Here is a 22,046-nt window from a genome sequence, read left to right on the forward strand (position 1 = left end):
CGATCAACTGCTCGGGACGCGCCCCCGCGCCAGCCGCTGGACGGCCCTCTCCAGGTCGGGCAGTGTCCGTTGGCCCGCCACCGCGAGGGCGATCGCCGCGGCGACGCCCGCCCAGGCGACCGGGCCGAGGGGGGTGCAGCCGAAGAAGTGGCTGGCGCCGGGGACCTGGATCAGGGCGACGAGGGCGGCGGCCGAGCCGACGGCCGTGGTGCGCACCAGCGGGCTGTGCCGGCGGTCGGCGAGGGTCTGGGCCAGCTGGGTGCCGACCACGCCGCACAGGGCCATCGTCGTCGAGCGGCGCGCGGTGCCCGGGGTGAAGCGGCCGATCAGCCAGGCGATGGTCGCGCCCAGGCAGGTGGTGAGGGCGCGGTGACGGATCTGGCGGATGAGGGGCGCGCCGAGGAGAGCGGTACCGAGGGGTTCCGTGCCCAGGGTGTCACCGTTCCCCGCTGCTGCGGCCTTTCCGTCCGAGCCGCTTCCGTCCGAGCCGCTTCCGTCGGAGCCGGCCCCTTCCGAGGCTGCGCCGTCCGAGTCCGCACCGTCCGGGTCCGCCCCGTTTCCGGCTGGGTGCTTCCCGTCGCCGTTCTCCCCGGCGGGCTCCTCCTTCGGTGTCACCGCTACCGCCATCGCCGGGAACAGGTCCGTGAACAGGTTCACGAGCAGCATCTGGCGGGTGGAGAGCGGGGCCGAGCCCGCGAGGAGGGTGCCGAGGATGCCGAAGCCGACCTCGCCCGCGTTGCCGCCGATGAGGATGGCGATGGCGTCCGTGACGCTGTGCCACAGGGACCGGCCCTCGGCGACCGCCTGGATGAGGACCGACAGGTCGTCGTCGGTCAGGACGAGGTCGGCCGCGTTGCGGGCGGCCGCCGAGCCACGGGCCTGGATGCCCACGCCGATGTCGGCGGCACGGATGGCCGCGGCGTCGTTGGCGCCGTCACCGACCATGCCGACCACCCGGCCGGCGTCCCGCAGTGCCTCGACGACCTGGAGCTTCTGCTCGGGCGCGACACGCGCCACGACTCCCGCGTCGCTGAGCATCCGGGCCCGTGCCGACCTGTCGGCGGAGGCCAGTTCGTCGCCCGTGACGACGGTGGTGTCCTCGGGCCAGCCGAGTTCGGCGGCGATCGCGCGGGCGGTCTGCGGGTGGTCGCCGGTCAGCATGACCGGTCGTACGCCCGCCCCGCGCAGCCCGTGCACGAGGGCCGTGGACGTCTCGCGCGGCGTGTCGGCCAGGGCGAGCAGGCCGGTGAACCGCAGCTCGTCCAGGGGTTCTTCGATGGCGTCGGACGGCTCCTCGCCCGCGCGCAGCGGACGTTCGGCGACGGCCAGGACACGCAGCCCGTCGCGGGCCAGCGACTGTGCCGTCCCGGACGCGTGGTGCGGGAGGTCCCGGCAGACGGGCAGCAGGGTTTCCGGGGCGCCCTTGACCACCAGGACCGGCGTACCGTCGCCCGCCCGGCCCACGGCGGCGGCGTACCCACGGGCCGCCTCGAACGGCCTGCCCTCGGTCTGCTCCCACTCGGGGTCGGGCCCGGCCGCGTCCAGCACCGCCTCGTCGGTGGCGTGCACCGGGCGGGACGACGAGCCGCCGTTGAGCCGGGGGCAGGCGCGGGCGGCGACGCGCAGGGTGTGGGGCACGTCGTCGGGGGCCGTGGCCCTGAGGGTGCGGGCCGTGCCGTCGGCCTCGGTGACGCGCACCAGGCGGAGGCGGTTCTCGGTGAGGGTGCCCGTCTTGTCGAAGCAGACGGTGTCCATGCGGCCCAGCGCCTCCAGGGTGCGCGGGGTGCGGACGAGGACGCCGCGGCGGCTCAGCCTGCGGGCGGCCGAGAGTTGCGCCACCGTGGCGACCAGCGGCAGTCCCTCGGGGACGGCGGCGACGGCCACCGCCACGCCGCCGCTGACCGCTTCCCGGATGGGGGTGCCGCGCAGCAGGGCCAGACCGGTGACCGCCGCGCCGCCCGCCATGGTCAACGGCAGTGCCTTGCGGGTGAGTTCCTGGATCCTGGCCTGTACTCCGGCCGCCGGGGGCGTGCGGGCGGCGAGGGTGACGGCGCGGGCGGCCTCGGTGCGGTCGCCGGTTCCGACCACGACGGCCCGGGCCTGGCCGGCCACCACGGTCGTGCCCTCGAAGACCATGCAGGAGCGGTCGGCCACCGGGGCGCGGGGAGTGGGGGGCGTCCGCTTGTCCACCGGCAGGGACTCACCGGTGAGCGCCGACTCGTCCACCTCCAGGCCGTCCTCCCACAGCAGCCGGGCGTCGGCGGGGACCACGTCGTCCGCCTTCAGCTCGATCACATCGCCGGGGGTGAGCCCGGCGGCGTCAACGGTCCGGGCCTCGGCCGACGTCTCCTCGGCGGGTGCGCCGGTCGGCTCGTCCGCGTCCACCGGTGTGACACGGGCCTTCCGCTTCTGTTCCGCGAGCAGCCCGGACAGCGCCCGCTCGGCCCGCAGCCGCTGCACGCCGCCGACCAGGGCGTTCAGGTCGAGCGCGCCGAAGACGAGGAGGGCGTCCACGACCGACCCGAGGATCGCGGACGCGGCCGAGCCGACCGCCAGGACCGGGGTGAGCGGATCGTCCAGCTCGCCCCGGACGGCCCGGGCGAGTTCGACGGTCCAGCGCATCGGGGCGAGGGCGGGGGTGTGTCCCACCGTGTCGGCCGCCTCGCGCAGCCAGGTGGTCGCCTCCTCGACGGGCGTCGTGTCGGTGTCGCCGCCGGGCTCGTGCTGCAGCCGGGCGAGGACGTCGTCCGGTTCGAGTGCGTGCCAGGCCGTTCGCGGGCGCGGGTGCGGCGCCCGGGTCATCGCCACGCCGAGCGCCGCCCGTACGCCGGTGAGCAGGGCCGTGGCGGCGCCGACGTCGACGGGGACGTGCCGCAGCCCGGGCAGGGGCGAGCGGCGTTGCCCGTTCGACTCGCCGACGGCCACGAGCAGCCCGGAGAGGGCGGCGCCGGACCGGGCCAGGATCTGTGAGCGGCGCCCCACCGCGCGGGCCGCCGGGAGCGCGGTCAGCAGCCGCCAGACATCGGCCGGGCCGTTCAGGGCCAGGACGTCCGCGCCCCAGACGACGGCGGTGTCCCCGTCCGCGAGGGCGACGGCCACGTCACCGCCGAGCAGACCGTCCAGTACGTCCATCCCGTCCCGCGCGTGCGGGTCGTCGCCCCGCGCGTGCGGGTCGTCGTTCCGTCCGTGGGTGTCGTCGCCCCGTACGTGGGTTTCGTCGGCGTCCGCTTCCGGGTCGGCCGAAGGGAGCCGGGCGACCGTGAGGACGGTGCCGCCCTCGTCGCGCAGTGCCCGCACGACCTCGCGCAACGGCCGCCCGCCGTCCACGACCTGGTCCGCGAGGCTGGTGAAGTCGCGCAGCGCCGGGTGGTCCACCATCACGACGGCGACGCGGGCCCGGCGTGCCGCGTCCAGGACGGTCTCGGCCCACGGGTCCGCGCCCGCGCCGGGGGTCAGCAGCGCGCTGGGGTGCAGGACGATCGTGTCGACCGTCTCCAGCTGCCGCAGCCGCTCCGGGTCGCGCACCAGTACGCCGGTCCGGGCCAGTGCCCCGCTCAGTACGGCGTGGAAGGCGGCGGGGCCGTAACGCGCGGCCTTGGGCGAACCCGCGAGCACCGCCTCCGCCGCCTCGTTGCCGTCGTGCTTGACCAGCAGGGTGGCTGCGGCGCCCAGCACACTGCCGGTGGAGGCGTGGGCGGCGTACTCCTGGGCGGGGGTGGTCCGCAGCGGCGGTCGCACGGAGGGGCGTGGGGGCAGGCCGACCCGCGCCGGCGTGCACACCTGATCGTGGACGGTGTCGAACGCGGTCGCGCGCGCCACCGTGTCCGCCAGTTGGCAGGTGCGCAGCGCGCCGTCGAGCACCAGGGCGATCGGTGTCTGCCCCGCGCCGTGCACGGCGGCGTTGGCGGCGGCCAGCAGGACGTCCATCCGGGACGCGCCGAGCCGGTCGCGCAGGAATCCGCGGAAGCGCGGGTTCTCGCGCAGCAGCGTCGCCACCGCGGTCACCAGCCGGGGCGAGGGCGGCAGCCGGAGGAAGGATCCGGCGAGCGCCACCCCGGTGCCGAGGGCGTCGGCCGCGAGGGCCGCCATCGCGGCCCGTATCCCGGCCGCGTCGCCGGGGTGGGAGAACCCCTCCACGGTCTCGTCGGTCGTCGACAGCCCGTGCCGGGCGGCGAGCGCGGTGGCCTCCTCGATCACCTTGTCGCCGAGCGCCTCCTCGGCGGCGGACACCACGAGCCGCGCCAGTCCTCGGTCCCAGTAGGCGAGCGCGACGTCGGGATGGTCCGCCAGGGCCGCGGCGACCTTGCGGGCCACGTGTTCCGTCCCGCCCTCCCGCTGTGTCCGTTCGGGGGTCTCGGGGCGCAGCGCGAAGTGCGCCCGCGCGCGGGAGCGCCAGGGGCGCGCGCCTCCGGGCAGGGCGTTGCGGGTGATGCGCGCGGCCCGGGCGGCGGTGTCCGCGCTCCGTACGCCCGCCCGTGCCGTTCCGGCGACCGCTCCGGCGGCCATGCCCACCGCGGGCCCGACGCCTCGTGCGAGCAGCCGGGGCCCGGCCATCACGAGCCCGGTGGCGACGGAAGCCGGACGTGTCAGCAGTCCGAGCCCCGTGACGCGCCCCCGCTCCCCCTGCTCGCCACCCCACCGGCCACTTCGTGCCATGACGCTCCTACCTCACGCGTGGTCCTCTTCCGAGGAGCCGGGTTCCCGCGAAACGGCTCGTCATCCACGCGCATGTGAAGGCGTGCGGCACCGGTGGCGAGCCGCTCACCTCCGCTGGAGCAGGCGGGCCGGAACCGCTTCGGCCAGGACGCGGTAGCCCCGCGGGTTGAGGTGCAGCCAGTCGCCGTCGTGGAGGTCGGGGAGGAGTCTGCCCGGATGGTGCGGGTCTTCGACCGCGCGGTCGAAGTCGAGGACGGCGTCGAAACGGCCACTGGTGCGGATCCAGCTGTTCACGGTCTGCCTCGCCGCCTCGCGGTGTCCGGCGGCGTCGTCGTACGGCATGCTGCCGTCGAAGGGCAGCAGGGTCGCGCCATACACACGGATGCCCTGGGCGTGGGCGCGGACGACGATCTGCTCGTAGGCGGCGATGAGGTCGGCGGCGACGCGTTGTTGTGCGGCGGGGGTGGCTTCGGCCGTGCCGATGTCGTTGATGCCCTCGAAGACGATCAGCTGTTCGACGGCGCTGTGAGCCAGGATGTCGCGGTCCAGGCGGGCGAGGGCGTTGGGGCCGAGGCCGTCGTTGAGGACGCGGTTGCCGCCGGCCGCCTGGTTCACCACGGCGATGTGCCGGGTGCCGGGCTTCTGCTGGAGGCGGTCGAAGAGCTGATCGGGCCAGCGGTTGTTGCCGTTGGTGGTGGAACCCCGGCCGTCGGTGAGCGAGTCGCCGAGGACGGCGAGGGCGGTCGTGGCGGGCCGGGACAGCACCTCGACGTCGCTGAGCAGGTACCAGTGGTTGGTGGGGGTCGCGCCGGGGAGGTCCGTGTCGTCGGTGTGGTCGCCGTGCAGCAGGTACGAGGTGGTGCGGGAGCCCGGGTGCGAGGTGAGCGCGAGGGACGCCTGGCCCTCGGCCAGGTACGCCGTCACGCTCAGGTTGGCGCCCGGCCGCAGCGTGAAGTCCAGCGGGTCGGACACGACCTGGGCCCCGACCGGCACGGTGGTGGACTCCCTTCCGCTGAAGGTCACCGTCCGGGAGGTGCCGGGTTCGATGGCGCCGACCCCCGCCCGGCCGCCCAGCGGCAGGGCCACCGTCACGGCGGTCAGCGGCAGCGCGCTGCCGCCGAAGGCGTTGGAGAAGCGCAGCCGGACACGGTCGCCGCCGGTGGTGACGCGCACGGTCTGCCGCAGGGTGGTGTCGACCAGGACGGCCCGGTCCCCGGTGAACGGTGCCGGTGGCATGTTGCCCGGCTCCGTGAGCTGCGGCATCGCGGACCAGGTGTTCACCCAGTGGCGGGCGGATGTCGCCGCATCGCCGGCGCCGGCACCGTCCGTCCGCTGCGGACTCCTGACCAGGGCCACCACGGCGGAGGACGCCACGACGAGGGCCAGGGCGAGGACACAGGTGGCGATCACGGTCACGAGCGGTGTTCTGCTGGACGGCTGGGCGGGCTGTGGGCTGCTGAGCGGTTGCACGGGCGGTGCCTCTCTGCGGACGTCGGGAATCGGGAGAGGAGGAACGCGGTCCGGGCGCACGCCTCGTCGGCGCACGCCCGGAGAGCTGGTCAGGCCGGAAGGTCGGCCGGCCGGCCGGGACGGAAGGTAGGTCAGGTCGGGAGGTCGGCCAGAACGGGAGGCCGGCCAGAACGGGACGTCGGTCAGAACGGGACGTCGGTCAGAACGGGACGTCGGTCAGGACAGGAGGCCAGCCAGGACGGGACGTCGGTCAGGACAGGAGGCCAGCCAGGACAGGACGTCGGTCGGAACGACGCACCAACCAGGACAGAACGCCGGTCGGAGCGACGCGCCGGTCGACCGTGTCAACCGGTCGTGCACGCCGTCCCGTTGAGGGAGTACGCCGAGGGTGCGGCGCTGTTGCCCGTGTGGTTGGCCTGGTAGCCGATGCTGACGCTCGCGCCGGGCGCGATCGCGGCGTTGTACGTGGCGTTGGTGGCGGTCACGGCGCCGCTCGCCGGGCTGTACGTGGCGCCCCAGCCGTTGGTGACGGCCTGGCCGGGGGGCAGGGTGAAGCCCAGCTTCCAGCCGTTGACGGCGGTCGTACCGGTGTTGGTGATGGTCACCGAGGCGGTCAGACCGGTGCTCCAGGCGTTGGTCGTGACGGCCACCTTGCAGGGGCCGGCCGGGGGTTGGGGCGCGGGGCCGGAGCTGTTGAGGCCGAAGAAGGTGAGGACGCGCTCGCCCATGCCCCAGGCGTACACGTTGTGGCCGGTGCCCTGGAGGCTGACGGCCTCGACGGGGGCGCGGTCACCGGTGCCGCCGTAGCGGGTGCGGGTCCAGTTGGCCTGGGGAGAGTCGGTGGCGGCCGGTGTCTGGCTGACACCGTGCACGTTGGTCCACTGCTTGATCTCCTCGCCGAAGTTGGGGTAGCGCAGGATGTCGTCCTCGGTGCCGTGCCACAGCTGCATGCGCGGCCGGGGCCCGGTGTAGCCGGGGTAGGCGCCGCGGACGAGGTCGCCCCAGGCCTGCGGGGTGCGGGAGATGTTCCCGTTGGCGCAGTCGCTGTTCCACTCGGAGCCGTTGGTGGTGGCGAAGCAGGCGAAGGGCACGCCGGCGAAGGCGGCGCCGGCGGCGAACACGTCGGGGTAGTCGCCGAGCAGGACGTTGGTCATCATCGCGCCGGAGGAGATGCCGGTGGCGAAGATGCGGTCGGTGTCGGCGTCGTAGGTGCGGACGGTCCAGTCGACCATGGACTTGATGCCCACGGGGTCGCTGCCGCCGCCGCGGGTCAGCGCCTGCGGGGAGGCTACGTCGAAGCACTTGCTGCTGCGGGTGACGGACGGGTACACGACGATGAACCCGTACCGGTCGGCCAGCGAGGCGTATTCGGTGCCGTTGTACATCGCCGGGCCCGAGCCGGTGCAGTAGTGCACGGCCACCACGATCGCGGGGTTGGCCGTGACGCTGTCCGGCACGTACAGGTACATCTGCAGATTGCTCGGATTCGTGCCGAAGCCGGTGATCTCGGTGAGCGCGGCCCGTGGAGCGGCCTCGGCCTCGGCCCCGGCGTCCGCCGCGGCTGCCGCGGGCGCGGTCAGGAGCGTGGCCGCGAGCAACGGCAGCAACGCTCCCAGCAGCGCGACGAGTAACGAACACAGCGGTCCGCGCGCCCGGTCGTGGGGGGTGAGGGTCACGTCGTTGTGCCTTCCTGTGACGAGTGCGGTGGGAGGAGAGAAGTCGGTTCAGGTCAGCAGGAGGAGCCGAGGATCAGCATCGTGACATGCACATGGTCGCCATGGAAGCGCTCCACGCATCGAAAGAATTCGCTCTCGAAAGGCCGTCACCCCCGGTCCGCACACACCCCCGCACGCACGGGCCCACCCCACCAGGCCGGACCCAATGTCTTTTGCGCAAAGCGTTGACTAGAAAGCGCTTGCCCCCTACGTTCCGTTCAGCAGTGTGAACCGGCCGCCACCGTCCTGCCGCACGGGACGGGGCGTGCTGGAGCCCATCGACCAGGGAATTCGCACCTTTCGGAGCGTCGGGTCCCCCACCCCGACCACTCCGCCCGCTCACGGCAGCCAGAAGAACAGACATCGTTCACATACATATCCCATCAGTCCTACCTGAAGGGACGCACCCGCATGCGTACCATCCCCCCACGTACACAGGCGCAAAGATCAGCCCTGGTGGCCGCCGCGGCCGCTCTGGCGACCACCGCCGTCCTGGCCCTGCCGCAGTCGGCGGGGGCCGCCGAGACCGCGCCGATCGGTTACGGCGCCGGGACCACCGGTGGCGGCGGCGCCGCTCCGGTCACGGTCTCGACGCTCGCCGCCTTCCGGAGCGCCGTCACGGGCAACGCGGCCAAGGTCGTCCGCGTGAACGGCCTGATCTCGCTGAGCGGTCAGGTGGACATCGGCTCCAACACGACGGTGCTGGGCGTGGGTTCGTCGTCCGGCTTCACCGGCGGCGGCCTGCGGATCAAGGAGGAGACGAACGTCGTCGTCCGCAACCTGAACATCAGCAAGCCGGTCGCGCCCGCCGACGGCATCACCGTCCAGGAGTCCACGAAGGTATGGCTCGACCACAACTCCTTCTCGGCGGACCGCACCCACGACAAGGACTTCTACGACGGCCTGCTGGACATCAACCACGGCTCGGACAACGTGACGGTGTCCTGGAACACCTTCAAGGAGCACTTCAAGGGCTCCCTGGTCGGCCACAGCGACAACAACGCCTCCGAGGACACCGGCCACCTGAAGGTGACGTACCACCACAACCACTTCAGCAACGTGTACTCGCGCATCCCCAGCCTGCGCTTCGGCACCGGGCACTTCTACAACAACTACGTGGACGGCGCGGAGACCGCCTGCCACTCGCGCATGGGCGCCCAGATGCTCGTGGAGAACAACGTCTTCCGCAACACGGGAGTCGCGGTCACCACGAACCGCAGCAGTGACGTGGACGGCTACGCGAATCTGCGCGGCAACGACCTCGGTGGGGCCGCCACCGAGATCTCCCGGGTGGGGAGCTTCACCGCCCCGCCCTACGGCTACACCGCCGAGCCCGCCTCCTCCGTCGTCGCCTCGGTGACGTCGGGCGCGGGCGCCGGAAAGCTCTGAGAACCCGCGAACCCGCCAACCCGCCAACATTTCATCCGCTCGGACAACAGAAGGAATCGGGACATGACTTCTGCAGCACGTCCGCGTGCCCGCACGCGCGCGCTGACCGGCACGTTCGCCGCGTTCAGCCTCTCGTTTGGCATGATCATGACTAGCGGGGCCACTCCGGCGAACGCCGCCACCTGGCCGACGCCCACCAACAGCCAGCCGGTGAGTTCCACCATCTCGGTGTCCGGCACCAGGGACGGCGGCATGGTCCGCTACTACGGCAGCGGCGCCCTGGCCGGCGACGGCCAGGAGGAGGGCCAGGACCCGATCTTCAAGCTCGCGGCCGGCGCGACGCTGAAGAACGTCATCATCGGCGCGCCCGGCGCCGACGGCATCCACTGCGAGGGCAACTGCACGCTGCAGAACGTTTGGTGGGAGGACGTCGGCGAGGACGCGGCGACCTTCCGCGGCGGCTCCACCTACACGGTGACCGGCGGCGGCGCCAAGAAGGCGGCGGACAAGGTCTTCCAGCACAACGGGCCGGGCACCCTGAACATCTCCAACTTCGCCGTCAGCGACTTCAAGACCCTGTACCGCTCGTGCGGCGACTGCTCCACGCAGCACACCCGGAAGGTGAACCTCAACAACATCGAGGTGACCGGGACGGGCTCGACCGCGCGGCTCGTCGGCATCAACGTCAACCGGGGAGACGTGGCGACCCTGCGCAGGATCACGATCCTCAACGACAGCGGCCGCAAGGTCATCCCGTGCCAGAAGTACAACAACAACACGGCTGTCGGTACGGGCCCCGACAGCACCAACTGCCTGTACTCCGCCTCGGACATCACCTACAGGTGAGACAGCTCGTCACCCACCGGTGAGTCCCCCCTCGGCGGCCGGACGGAGCCTTCCCCCACGGGCCTCGTCCGGCCGTCGGCTGTTTCGGCCGGCCGGCACCAGGGCCGGGCCCCGGCCGCGCTCACCAGATCTTGCGCTCCCACAGCGGGCCGATCCGCTCCCACTCCACGTCCCACTGGTCCATCCGCCGCCGCTCCATGCGCCCGCGGACGAGCCGGCCGCCCACGAAGGGCACGGCCGCCACGAACACGCCCGCGAGGCCGCCGACGAGCGCGGCGCGCAGCCGGGCATGGGACTCACTGGCCGGCTTGGTGACCAGGCGGCCCTCGGCGTCCGTCCAGACGGCGGCGGAATCGCCCATCAGGCTGGTGGGCTCGACCCGGGCCTGGCCCTCGCGGGGGGAACCGTCCGGCGCCGTCCAGCGGACCTTCGCCCACACCTTCTCCGTGCCCGTCCCGCTCGGGCCGGACGGCTCCGGCGCGTCCTCGATGAGGACCGCGCCGACGGAACGCCACTCGGCGCGCTGCCGGGCGAGATCGGACTCGACGGAGTCCGCGGCCATGAGGCCGGCGACGACCCCGCCGACGAGGGTCAGGGCCCAGGTGATCAGCACGACCCAGGACTCGAGCCGGTCGCTGCGCCTTCTGAGCGGGTTGCGCCGCCACCGCCACAACCACACCTTCGGACCACGGAATGCCACCATCGGGGGCACCCTCCTCACACACGCAGGACAGCCGGACCTCTCTCCCATACGGCGGCCGTCCTCCGGCTGCTCATGCGACGTGGGTCACCCTGCCCGGCCCGCGCGGTTCGCGGGCCCCGCGCCGCCCGCCCCCACGCCCTCCGACCTGCGGCGAAGGCGTCTCAGGGGGTGACTGTCAGTGGCGAGGTGCAGACTGGCCGGTGACTGAGACGACGATGTCCAGGAGGTGGCCGAGATGGCTGACGTACTGCTCACCGTAGGCACACGCAAGGGGCTGTTCATCGGACGACGGCGCGGCGGCGCCTGGCAGTTCGACGAGAGTCCGTACTTCAACGCCCAGGCGGTCTACGCGGTCGCCATCGACACCCGTACGGACACCCCCCGGCTGCTGGTCGGCGGCGACAGCGCGCACTGGGGGCCGTCCGTCTTCCACTCCGACGACCTCGGCCGCACCTGGACCGAGCCCGCCCAGCCGGCCGTCAAGTTCCCCAAGGACACCGGAGCCTCGCTGGAGCGGGTGTGGCAGCTGCATCCGTCGGCCGCCGAGCCGGACGTGGTGTACGCGGGCACGGAACCGGCCGCGCTGTACCGCTCCGAGGACCGGGGGGAGACCTTCGAGCTGGTACGGCCGCTGTGGGAGCACCCGACGCGCGCCAGGTGGCAGCCGGGTGGCGGCGGCGAGGGGCTGCACACGATCCTCACCGACCGGCGCGACCCGCGCGCGATGACCGTGGCCGTCTCCGCCGCCGGGGTGTTCCGCACCGAGGACGGCGGGGCGAGCTGGTCGCCCTCCAACTCCGGCGTCTCCGCGGTGTTCCTGCCCGACCCCGACCCGGAGTTCGGCCAGTGCGTGCACAAGGTGACCCGGGACGCGGCGACCCCCGACCGGCTGTATCTGCAGAACCACTGGGGGGTGTACCGCAGCGACGACGGGGGCGCGCGCTGGGAGGACATCGGCGAGGGGCTGCCCTCCACGTTCGGGTTCGCGGCGGTCGCCCACCCGCGTCGCGGGGACACCGCCTATGTGTTCCCGATCAACGCCGACGCGGACCGCGTCCCGGCCGACCACCGCTGCCGAGTCTTCCGCACGGCGGACGCCGGCAAGAGCTGGGAGCCATTGTCGGCGGGCCTGCCGACCGGGGACCACTACGGCACGGTCCTGCGCGACGCGATGTGCACGGACGGCGCGGATCCGGCGGGCGTGTACTTCGGCAACCGCAACGGAGAGGTGTACGCGTCGGCCGACGACGGCGACAGCTGGCGGCAGTTGATGGTGCACCTGCCGGACGTGCTGTGCGTGCGCGCGGCGGTCGTCGGCTGAGTGGACGGGAAGGAAGGAAAGAGAGAAGGGAAGCGCCCGGGCGGACCGTCAAGTCGTCCTGGAGTCACCCTTGTTGGGCACCGGATCGGTCATCATCGATCACCCGCCGACCACCGGTTGATCGTCATGGCCGTTGCGGCAGTAGGGTGACGCCGTGGCACCACGACCGTTGCATGAGATCGTCGAAGCCGGCTGGGCGAAGGCCCTCGAACCCGTGGCCGGAAGGATCGCCGAGATGGGCGACTTCCTGCGCGGGGAGATCGCCGCGGGACGCACCTATCTCCCCGCGGGGGCCAATGTCCTGCGGGCCTTCCAGCAGCCGTTCGACGACGTCCGCGTCCTCATCGTCGGGCAGGACCCCTATCCGACCCCGGGGCACGCGGTGGGGCTGTCCTTCTCGGTCGCGCCGGAGGTCCGGCCCCTGCCGGGCAGCCTGCTCAACATCTACCGGGAGCTGAACACCGATCTCGGGCTGCCGCAGCCGTCCAACGGTGATCTGACCCCCTGGACCCAACAGGGCGTGCTGCTCCTCAACAGGGCGCTCACCACGGCCCCGCGCAAGCCGGCCGCGCACCGGGGCAAGGGCTGGGAGGAAGTCACCGAGCAGGCGATACGAGCGCTGGCCGCGCGCGGCCGCCCCCTGGTGTCGATCCTCTGGGGCCGCGACGCCCGCAACCTCCGCCCGCTGCTCGGCGACCTCCCCTCCATCGAGTCCGCCCATCCCTCCCCCATGTCCGCCGACCGGGGCTTCTTCGGCTCCCGCCCCTTCAGCCGCGCCAACGACCTGCTGGCCCGGCAGGGCGGCGCTCCCGTGGACTGGCGCCTGCCGTGACCGGTGGCGGCGGAATGCCCGTCGTACTCGCCGTGGACTCCGGTGGTTCCGGGCTGCGCGCGGTGCTGGCGCGGGGCAGCGAGATGCTCGGCGAGCCGGTCGCGTCCGACGAGGCGGTGCGGACCGGCCCGCGTGGCATCGACGCCGGGCATCTGCTGGAGCTGTTGGCGCCCATGGCACGGCGGTTGCTCGACGCCGCCGGGTGCGGCCGTCCCGCCGCGGTGGCCATCGGCGCCGCCGGGTTCGCGACGCTGGGCGAGCGGCTGCGCGCCGAGCTGCCGTCGGCGCTGGCGCACGAGTGGGGTGTCGGCCGGGTCGCCCTGGTCGCCGACGCGGTCGCCGCGTACACCGGGGCGCTCGGTCCGCGGCCGGGTGCGGTGATCGCCGGCGGGACGGGGCTGATCGCGATCGGCACGGATCTGGAGCGGTGGCGCCGGGCGGACGGCTGGGGACATCTGCTCGGGGACTGCGGCAGCGGGGCGTGGATCGGCCGGGCGGGCCTGGAGGCGGCGCTGCGGGCGTACGACGGGCGGCCCGGCGGTTCGGCCCGCCTGCTGGCGCGCGCCGAGGAGTTGTTCGGCCCGATGGACGGGCTGCCCGGCCGGGTCTACCCGAGACCCGACCGTCCTGCGGTCCTCGCGTCCTTCGCGCCCGAGGTGGCCGCGTGCGCCGGGGACGACCCCGTGGCGGCGGACGTCCTGCGCGCGGCGGCCCGGCACATGGCCGACGCCGCCGCCGCCGTCTGCCCGGCCTCGGACGAGCCCCGAGTGGCCCTCACCGGGGGCCTGTTCAAGCTGGGCGCCCCTCTCCTCGTCCCCCTGGAGGCGGAGTTGGCGGAGCGTCTGCCACACGCGCCGAGGGTGCCGGCGGAGGGGGATCCACTCGTCGGGGCCGTGCGTATCGCGGCCGCGCTGGCGGGTGGCGACATCGGGTTGCCGTACGACGAGCGGATGTTGTACGTGGTGGCCGAAAAATAGTACCCGAAATATGGATCAATCCAGCCTGTCGGACAAGCATCAATGTGCCGCCCAAGTGCGTTACTCAGCAGATAAATGCGGTATCGATCGGCCCTGAACGGCACGTAACTCATCAGACAAATCCGGACGGATACCGCTCACCTGCACCCTCCCCGAACAGGGGAGCCCAGGAAACCAGTAACATGCGGCGCCATGAGCTCCCCCACTGGGCCCGCGTCCGGCCTACCTGTACGAATGCCGCGACCCCGCCAGCCGGGGCGGCACCGCCGCCCCGAGCCGCTGGCGGCTCCCGAGGGCGCGCCCGCGCTCGTCCTCGCGGTGCCCGGCACGCCCAGCGCCGCCACGCGCGGCCTCGCCGAGGAGGTCGTGAGCATCGCGCGCTCCGAGCTGCCCGGCCTCGACGCCCGGATCGGGTACGTCGACGGGGGCGCCGACGAGTTCCCCACGCTGCAGTCGGTGCTCACGCACGCCGCCGAGGAGCGCACCGCCCGCTACGAGCAGGCCCGCGCCGCCGGTCTGGACGTCAAGGAGCCGGACGGCCCCGTCGCCGTCGTCGTGCCGCTGCTGGCCGGTCCGGACAGCGCGACGCTGCGCCAGGTCCGCCAGGCCGTCATGGAGAGCCGCATCGCGGCCGAGCTGACCGATGTCCTCGGACCGCACCCGCTGCTCGCCGAGGCGCTGCACGTGCGGCTGTCCGAGGCCGGTCTGGCCCGCGCCGACCGGGCCCGGCTGTTCACCGTCGCCACCGCCGCGGACGGCATCGTCCTGGCGTCCGTGGGCGGCGAGGAGGCCGTGCAGGCGGCCGGGATCACGGGCATGCTGCTGGCCGCGCGGCTCGCCGTGCCGGTGATGGCCGCCGCCCTGGACCAGGAGGGTTCGATCACCTCCGTGGCCGAGCAGCTGCGCTCCTCGGGCTCGCAGCAGCTGGCTCTCGCGCCCTACCTGATAGGGCCGGAGATCGACGCCGGCCTGATCGAGGCGGCCGCGCAGGAGGCGGGCTGCTCCGCCGCCGAGGCGCTCGGCCCCTACCCGGCGATCGGCAAGCTGGCGCTCGGCAAGTACACGACCGCGCTCGGCATCGCGCCGCAGCAGCCGCAGGGCATGCCGGTCCGCTGAGTCCGGCGCGCTGCGCTGAGACCGGACCACGCCCCGTACGGCCGAGGGCCCGCTCCTCTCGCAGGAGCGGGCCCTCGGCCGTACGTAGGCGGATTGTGGGGCCCTCAGGCGTCCAGGACGACGCAGGAGGCCGCGGGCGCCTCGATCGAGCCGCCTCGCTCCGGTACGCCCGTCTCCGGGTCGACGGTGAACCAGGTGACGTCGCCGGAGTGCTGGTTGGCCACGTACAGCGTGCCGGCGGCGTGGGCGAGAGCGCGCGGCCAGCGGCCGCCGCAGGGCACGGTCGTGACCAGGCGCAGCCCGGCGCCCTCGACCGTGAGCACCGACAGCACGTCCGTGCCGCGGGTGGCCGTCCACACGAAGCGGCCGTCGGGGGACACGACGACGCCCGAGGGGTACGCGTCGCCCTCCGGGGCTCCAGGAAGCACCGGAGTCTCTCCCAGCGGCTCCAGTAGGCCTTGAGAAGCGTTCCAGCGGCATGTGGTGACCGTGGGGGCGAGTTCGTTCAGCACATGGACGTACGGTCCGTCCGGTGCGTCCGGTCCGTCCGGGTGGAGGGCGAGGTGGCGGGGGCCCGAGCCCGGCCGCAGCGCCGTCTCGTGCCGCACGACGGGGACGCCGTCCTCCAGCGTGCACACCCGTACCGAGTCCGTGCCGAGGTCGACGCCGAGGAACCGGTGCCCGCCGGGGGCGGGCAGCACCTGGTGGGCGTGCGGTTCCCGCTGGTGCCGGGGGTGCGGCCCGGATCCGGTGTGCCAGAGGGTTCCGGACGCGATGTCCGCGAGGGTGCCGTCCGGGCGCAGGGGGACGGCGGTGACGCTGCCGGAGCCGTGGTCGGCGGTCAGCACATGGCCGTCGTACAGGCACAGGTGCGTGGGTCCGGCGCCGACGGCCACCGGCGGGCCGGTCAACTCGGGCTTGTCGCCCGTCACCCGATAGGCGGCCACTGCTCCCGAAGCGGTCTCGCTGACCGCGTAGAGCATGCCCCCTTCCGGCGAGAGGGCGAGGTAGGACGGGTCGGGGACGTCGTCGGCGCCGCCCAGGACGGTCAGCGCGCCGCTCTTCTCGTCGACGGCGGCGACAAGGACGCCCCGGCCGCCCGCCGATGTGAACGACCCGATGTAGGCCCGTAGCGGCCGCCGTCCGTCCGCCGCCGGAGCTGCTGCTGTCACTGCCGTCCCCTCCCGCTCGCCTGTGGTGCGGGCGAACAGTAGCAGGAGGTCTAGACCAAAGTCTGCACCAGGGAGGAGCTCCGCAGGGGCTGGGCGAGGTCCGCGAGGGCGCGTTCCAGGCCGTGGAGGTGGGCGAGTGCCTGTTCCGCGCGGGGGTGACGGCCCGGCTGCGGGATACCGGCGTGTGCCGGGGCGGGTCGCTCGGGCACCGCGCCGACGAGGGCCTCGACGGCCGACTCGACGCGCCGGCAGGCGGCGGTGAGGCGGACGTCGTGGGAGGCGTCCGGGTCGGCGGCGACCGCGGCGAGACCGCGGGCCTCCCGGGCGCAGTCGTCGAGCAGGGCGAGCACCTGGCGGGCCCGTTCCTTGCGGGGCCGCAGCGGGTTGAGCGGATGGATCAGGGGGGCGAGGGACAGCCGTACACGCCCCAGCAGTGCTTCCAGCTCCGCGACGCGCGGTGCCGGGTCCACGTCGGGGTCTCCCGCGAGGCGCCGGGCGGCCGTCGCGGTGCAGTCGTGCACGGCGTGCAGGGCCCGCCGCACCCACCGGTTGGTGACGGCGTCCGTGGTGACCGGCAGGATCAGCGCCACGGCGAGCGCGGCCCCGACCGCGCCGATCCCCGTCTGCGCGAGCCGGAGACCGAGGAGCGCCGGGTCCAGGACGCCGAGGAGACCGTAGAGCAGGCCCGCCATGACGGTGACGCACAGCATCATCCAGCTGTACGACACGGCTGCCGTGTAGAAGACGCCGAACACGCAGACGGCGACGAGCACGGCGGTCGGTGCCGGGGCGCCGTGCAGGGGAACGGCGACCAGGAGGCCGACGAGGATGCCGGTGACGGTGCCCAGGAGACGCCGGAAACCGCGTACCAGGGTCTCGCCCCGCGAGGTCGTGTTCACGAAGATCCACCAGGCGGTGCCGACGGCCCAGTACCAGCGTTCCTGTGAGAGGAGCTGCCCGGCGACCATGGCGAAGGCGCAGGCGGCGGTCGACTGGAAGGCCTGGCGGGTGGCGGGTCGGGCGAGTCCGCGGCCGTCACACGGGACGGGGGCGGGGGCGGCCACCGGCGGGGTGCGCCGCTCGACGCACCAGGCGCCGAAACGCACGGCCGAGGAGGCGGCCAGCGACAGAGTCATCGCCGCGTACAGCTCCGGCAGTTGGCCGGGGACGGCGTGCAGGAACTGGGTGACGAAGAAGGTCATGAAGGCGAAGATGCCGAGCGCGTGACCGCGCGGTCCCCAGCGGCGGGCGTGGACACCGCAGAAGATCACGGCGAGCCAGATCGTGTCGCGCAGGACCGGCACGTCGTGCAGCACCGTCGCGAGGGCCAGGACCGGAAAGCCCACGGTGGGCAGCAGCGCGGTCGTGACCGCCTGGGCGCGCACGGTCGGGTCGGCGACCGTGAAGAGCGCCAGCAGCGCCGCGAGTCCGCCCGTGATCGAGGCGGTCAGCGACAGCCCCGCCAACTCCGACAGGGTCACCGCGAGGCCGATGCCGAGCACCGCCCGCAGCGAGACCCGCAGCCGCAGCAGTCCCGGATCCGGAGCCATGAACATCCTCTTCACCGCCGGCCGCCCGCCCCTCTCCCGTTCCTTGTTTCCAGTGGAGAAATCGACCACGCCGTCACGGCATGGAAATGGCGCCGCGGGCACGGACCGGCTTCGTTGCCGTCCTGCGCTGCGCGGCGCCATTGATGGTCAACAGGAAAGCATCCGGGCGGCAGTGGCTCTACCGGCGCCCTACTCACTGGGCCATTGGTACAGTTTTTGGTGATCATCGAATGCCAGAGGGAGGCCAACGGACCATGGCCGTGGACGAGCTCGACACCCGCATCCTGCGACTGCTCCTGGACCAGCCGCGCACCAGCGTGCGCGAGTACGCCCGCATCCTCGGCGTCGCCCGGGGCACCCTCCAGGCCCGCCTGGACCGGCTGGAGCGCGACGGCGTGATCACCGGCACGGGCCCGTCGCTCTCCCCCGCCGCGCTCGGCCACCCAGTGCTCGCCTTCGTACACATCGAGGTGACCCAGGGGCACCTCGACGACGTGGGCGACGCGCTGGCGGCCGTCCCCGAGATCGTCGAGGCGTTCTCGATCACGGGCGGCGGCGATCTCCTGACGCGGGTCGTGGCCCGGGACAACGCGCACCTGGAGGACGTGATCCAGGCGCTGATCAGCCTGCCGGGCGTCGTGCGCACCCGTACGGAGGTGGCGCTCAGGGAGCGGGTGCCGTACCGGCTGTCGCCGTTGGTGGAGTCGATCGGATCGGCGGCGGGCCGGCCGGCGAGGAACTGATCGATGACACCCTGGCGTTCATGAGCACTATCCGTAGCACTTCGGTCATCTTCGATCTCGACGGAACGCTCGTGGACAGCGAGCCGAACTACTACGAGGCGAGCCTGCGCATCCTCGCTGAACACGGAGTCACCGGCTTCACCTGGGCGGACCATGAGCGGTACGTCGGCATCAGCATCCAGGAGACGGTCTCGGACTGGAAGGACCGGTACGGCCTCGCCGCCCCGGTCGAGGCGATCGTCGCCCAGAAGAACCGTCATTATCTGGAGCTGGCCCGCACCGGCACCCATGTCTACCCGGAGATGCGGAAGTTCGTGGAACTGCTCGCGGCCGACGGGGTGTCCATGGCCGTGGCCTCGGGGTCCTCGCGCGAGGCCATCGAGGTGATCCTCGGGGCCACGGGGCTCGACGCGTATCTGCGGACCGTCGTGTCGGCGGAGGAGGTCGACCGCGGCAAGCCCGCGCCCGATGTGTTCCTGGAGGCCGCCCGCCGGCTGGGGGCCGACCCGGCCGACTGTGTCGTCATGGAGGACGCGGCGCCGGGCGCGACCGCCGCCCGCGCGGCCGGGATGCGCTGCGTCGCGATTCCGTATCTCGCCGCCCAGGCCGACGATCCGGCGTTCGCGACGGCCGGGCTGCTGGTGCGGGGCGGACAGGGGGAGTTCACGGCCCGGGAGGCGTACGACTGGATCGCGGCCTCGGGGTGAGCAGGCGGGAGCCCGGTCCTCCGCGCGTGTCGGTGGACCGGGCTACGCTTTCTGTCCCGATACGTGCCCGGCGCATGTCCGGTGCTTGCCCGGTGCCCTGTCCGGTGCCCTGTCCGATGCGGTGCTTGTCCGGGGGCTTGCTCCGGAAGGTGTTCCGGGGGTCAGGCCGCCGCGCCGCGCCCCGTTCCCTTGGCCCGCCGGTGCAGGATCCAGCCCGTCACCGTGAGCGCGACGGCCGAGGCGGCCGCGCCGATGACGGTCAGGCCGGTGGCGGCGAGGCTGCCGTCGCCGCCGGTGGTGGTGGTGGAACCGCCCGTACCGCCGGAGCCGCCGGTCGTGCTGCCGCCGCTCGACGTCGAACCGCCGCTGGAGCCGCCGCCGGTGGTGGTGCCACCGGCGCTGTCACCGTCGTCGTCGGTGTCCACCGGGTCCTGGCCGAGGAACGCGACCGGGACCTTGACGTCCTGCGAGCGGTCGCCGGACAGGGCGTGGTCGGCGCGTGTGGCGAGGACGCACTTGGCCTTGAAGCAGTCGGTGTACTCGTCCTTGGCGTCGATGGTCAGCTCGACCTCGAACGTGCCGCCGTCCTCGTACGGGGTCGCCAGACCCTCGCCGTAGTCCGGCGGGTCGGAGGAGATCCACGCGGAGGAGTGCGACTCACCGGTCATGTCGACACCGCCGATGCACGGGGTGGGCAGTTCGCCTTCGCCGTTGTCGACGCAGAGGGCGACGTAGACGCCCTTGCCCTCGTCGTAGCCGGAGCCGGTGACCTTCAGGGTCTGGTTCTCGGTGGCGAGGTTGTTGACCGGGGTGACGGTGAGCTTCTGGCCGTCGGGGCCGGTGACGGTCTTCGTGCCGGACGGCTCGTCGTCCTCACCGCCGTCGTCCTCACCGCTGTCGCCGCCGCCGGTGGTGCTGTCGTCGGCCTCGGTGACGGTGAGGGTGAAGGGTGGCGTGCGGGTGACGCCCACGGAGTTGGTGAACACCGCGCGGTAGTCGTAACCGTCCTGTGCGGCCTTCGCCTTGAAGGAGTACGTGTTCTTCGTCGCGCCCTCGATCGTGGACCAGGTCTGGCCGCCGTCGACGCTGACCTCCCACTTGACGGTGGGTTCCGGGGTGCCCTCGGCCGCCGCGACGAAGGACACCTCGTCGCCCGGTGCCACGGTCCGGTCGGTCGGGGACTGGGTGACCTTGGGGGACATCCGGCGGTCGAGCTTGGTGATCTCGCCCTCGGAGGGGCTGCTGACGTAGACGGTGGTGCCGCCCGGGGCGACCGCGAGGGAGGCCGCGCCGTTCTGGGAGTCGTTGTCGGCCAGCTTCGCCGGTGTGGCGGCCTGGGCGTAGGTGGCGGTGTCGTACACGCCGAGGTGGCTGGTGTCGTCGCTGCCGTCACTGTTGGTGCCGTTGTCCTGCCAGACGACGAAGGCTCGGCCGGTGGCGGTGTCGAAGGCGATGTCCGCGGCCTCGTCCGGCCCCTCGATCGCCTTCAGGAACCTGGCGTCCTTGTCGTAGACGCGCACGGAGTTTCCGCTGCCCACCCAGGCGTTGCCGGTGGCCGGGTCCGCCTCGACGAACTCGACGCTCGCGGAGGGCAGTTCGGCCGTGGCGGTGACGGTGAAGGAGCCGGTGTCGACACGGCGCAGCTTGCCTCCGGTGGACCCGGCGGACCAGGCCGCGCCGTGGGCCCTGTCGACGCCGAGCAGGGAGCCGCCCTCCAGGGTGAGGGTGCGGTTCTCCAGGGGGACGGCGGTGGCGATGTCGGCCTCGGAGAGCTGGGCGCCCTGGGCGACCAGGACGGTGGAGTCCTTGGTGCCGGGGCCGATCCCGGTGATGTTGGCGCCCGCGATCCACTTGCCGGCCGCGGCCGTGTCGCCGGCCTTGGCGGTGCCGATGCCGCGCAGCGCGAACTGGAACACGGCGCCGTCACCGGCGAGCGGGGCGGCGATCTGTACGACGGGGCGGGGGGCGAGGGTGCCGGTGGTGCCCGGGGTCTGGGCGATGCGGCCGAGGCTCTTGCCGTCCGCCGGATCGAGGACGTGCAGGCCGCGCTCGTCGACGTCCCCCGAGGCGACGTAGTTGTCCGAACCCGCGTACAGCTTCCCGGACTCGGGGTGCAGCAGGAGGTCGTTGACCTTGCCTGCCGCCGTGAACGCGGCGGACTCGACGTAGCCGACCGTGCCGGCGGGCACGTCCTCGCCCTCGCCGCCGTCCCCGCCGCCGGTGTCCTGGCCCTCGAAGGTGACGGGGACCCGGACGTCCTGGGAGCGGTCGCCTGAGTTGCGGTGGTCGACACGGGTGACGACGGAGCAGGCGACCTGGGTGCAGTCGACGCCGTTGTCCTTGGCCTTGATGTCGATCTCGACGTCGAAGGTGCCGCCCTCGCCCCAGGCGATGGCGAGGCTGCCCTCGTATTGGTCGCCCTTGGGGACGATCCAGTGCGAGGAGTTGCCGGTGCCGCTCTCGTCGGCGCCGCCGATGCACGGGGAGGGGATCTTGCCGTCGCCGTTGTCCTTGCACAGGGCGACGTAGATGGCCTTGGCCGTGTCGTAGCCGGAGCCGGTGACCCTCAGCTTCTCGCCGTCGGGGTCCAGGTGGGCGGAGGCGGAGACGGTCAGTTTCTGACCGTTCGCGCCGAGGCCGGTCTTCGGGGTGTCGGCGGCCTGGGCGGCGGTGCTCACCGTGACCGCGGTGACCGCGGCCGCCACCAGGGCGGCGGCTCCGAGGAGCGCCCCGGGGCGTCTGAGCCGCAGTCCGGCAGCGCGGCCCGGCCGCCGCCGGGCCGTCGTGTCGTCTGTCATGGGTTCCTCATTCGTCGGGTGCGCCCCGCACCCGGGGGACGCCGAGGGCCG

The 22,046-nt window shown here is 73.2% G+C and carries 15 protein-coding genes; 8 read left to right on the top strand and 7 right to left on the bottom strand.

Annotated elements, in window-relative coordinates:
• Positions 1 to 3: 3 nt before the first annotated feature.
• From ACWD26_RS27900 to ACWD26_RS27910, 3 genes are all read right to left on the bottom strand, one after another.
• Positions 4 to 4,656, bottom strand: a complete 4,653-nt coding sequence (locus tag ACWD26_RS27900; protein ID WP_451274679.1) for an HAD-IC family P-type ATPase — start codon at positions 4,654 to 4,656, stop codon at positions 4 to 6.
• Between the two features lie 105 nt (positions 4,657 to 4,761).
• Positions 4,762 to 6,066 (bottom strand): SGNH/GDSL hydrolase family protein, encoded by a 1,305-nt coding sequence (locus ACWD26_RS27905; RefSeq protein WP_451274769.1) that lies wholly within the window; start codon positions 6,064 to 6,066, stop codon positions 4,762 to 4,764.
• Between the two features lie 404 nt (positions 6,067 to 6,470).
• Positions 6,471 to 7,802, bottom strand: coding sequence for an extracellular catalytic domain type 1 short-chain-length polyhydroxyalkanoate depolymerase (locus tag ACWD26_RS27910; protein WP_451274681.1), 1,332 nt, complete (start codon positions 7,800 to 7,802; stop codon positions 6,471 to 6,473).
• 450 nt (positions 7,803 to 8,252) lie between these two features.
• On the opposite strand from ACWD26_RS27910, the gene ACWD26_RS27915 reads away from it, so the two are divergent.
• Positions 8,253 to 9,230: a pectate lyase family protein gene (locus ACWD26_RS27915; protein ID WP_451274683.1), complete on the top strand. Its 978-nt coding sequence runs from the start codon at positions 8,253 to 8,255 to the stop codon at positions 9,228 to 9,230.
• A gap of 63 nt (positions 9,231 to 9,293) precedes the next feature.
• The gene (locus ACWD26_RS27920) at positions 9,294 to 10,076 is read left to right on the top strand and encodes a pectate lyase (RefSeq protein WP_451274685.1); all 783 of its coding nucleotides are present in this window, start codon (positions 9,294 to 9,296) and stop codon (positions 10,074 to 10,076) included.
• Positions 10,077 to 10,197: 121 nt separating this feature from the next.
• On the opposite strand, the gene ACWD26_RS27925 is transcribed toward ACWD26_RS27920, so the two are convergent.
• A complete protein-coding gene (locus ACWD26_RS27925; protein WP_451274687.1) occupies positions 10,198 to 10,779 on the bottom strand; it encodes an Rv1733c family protein in 582 nt (193 codons plus the stop codon).
• A gap of 235 nt (positions 10,780 to 11,014) precedes the next feature.
• On the opposite strand from ACWD26_RS27925, the gene ACWD26_RS27930 reads away from it, so the two are divergent.
• The 4 genes from ACWD26_RS27930 (at position 11,015) to ACWD26_RS27945 (ending at position 15,025) form a co-directional block, all read left to right on the top strand.
• Positions 11,015 to 12,100 carry a WD40/YVTN/BNR-like repeat-containing protein gene (locus ACWD26_RS27930; protein ID WP_451274689.1) on the top strand — a complete coding sequence of 362 codons (1,086 nt, stop codon included), beginning with the start codon at positions 11,015 to 11,017 and terminating at the stop codon, positions 12,098 to 12,100.
• A 154-nt stretch (positions 12,101 to 12,254) separates the two neighbouring features.
• Positions 12,255 to 12,932: a uracil-DNA glycosylase gene (locus ACWD26_RS27935; protein ID WP_451274691.1), complete on the top strand. Its 678-nt coding sequence runs from the start codon at positions 12,255 to 12,257 to the stop codon at positions 12,930 to 12,932.
• 14 nt (positions 12,933 to 12,946) lie between these two features.
• Positions 12,947 to 13,909 carry an N-acetylglucosamine kinase gene (locus ACWD26_RS27940; RefSeq protein ID WP_451274693.1) on the top strand — a complete coding sequence of 321 codons (963 nt, stop codon included), beginning with the start codon at positions 12,947 to 12,949 and terminating at the stop codon, positions 13,907 to 13,909.
• A gap of 192 nt (positions 13,910 to 14,101) precedes the next feature.
• Positions 14,102 to 15,025 (top strand): sirohydrochlorin chelatase, encoded by a 924-nt coding sequence (locus ACWD26_RS27945; RefSeq protein WP_451274695.1) that lies wholly within the window; start codon positions 14,102 to 14,104, stop codon positions 15,023 to 15,025.
• Between the two features lie 104 nt (positions 15,026 to 15,129).
• Here ACWD26_RS27945 and ACWD26_RS27950 read toward each other — a convergent pair whose 3' ends face one another.
• Both ACWD26_RS27950 and ACWD26_RS27955 read right to left on the bottom strand, forming a co-directional pair.
• On the bottom strand, positions 15,130 to 16,197 hold the full coding sequence (locus ACWD26_RS27950) for a lactonase family protein (RefSeq protein ID WP_451274697.1): 1,068 nt from the start codon (positions 16,195 to 16,197) through the stop codon (positions 15,130 to 15,132).
• A 50-nt stretch (positions 16,198 to 16,247) separates the two neighbouring features.
• Positions 16,248 to 17,753, bottom strand: coding sequence for an FUSC family protein (locus tag ACWD26_RS27955; protein ID WP_451274699.1), 1,506 nt, complete (start codon positions 17,751 to 17,753; stop codon positions 16,248 to 16,250).
• A gap of 248 nt (positions 17,754 to 18,001) precedes the next feature.
• On the opposite strand from ACWD26_RS27955, the gene ACWD26_RS27960 reads away from it, so the two are divergent.
• Complete coding sequence (locus ACWD26_RS27960) at positions 18,002 to 18,490, top strand: Lrp/AsnC family transcriptional regulator (RefSeq protein WP_451274701.1); 489 nt, start codon at positions 18,002 to 18,004, stop codon at positions 18,488 to 18,490.
• Between the two features lie 20 nt (positions 18,491 to 18,510).
• Complete coding sequence (locus ACWD26_RS27965) at positions 18,511 to 19,197, top strand: HAD family hydrolase (protein ID WP_451274703.1); 687 nt, start codon at positions 18,511 to 18,513, stop codon at positions 19,195 to 19,197.
• A 161-nt stretch (positions 19,198 to 19,358) separates the two neighbouring features.
• On the opposite strand, the gene ACWD26_RS27970 is transcribed toward ACWD26_RS27965, so the two are convergent.
• Complete coding sequence (locus ACWD26_RS27970; RefSeq protein WP_451274705.1) at positions 19,359 to 21,995, bottom strand: immunoglobulin I-set domain protein; 2,637 nt, start codon at positions 21,993 to 21,995, stop codon at positions 19,359 to 19,361.
• Positions 21,996 to 22,046 lie beyond the last annotated feature (51 nt).

The organism is Streptomyces sp. NPDC002787, from assembly GCF_053592095.1.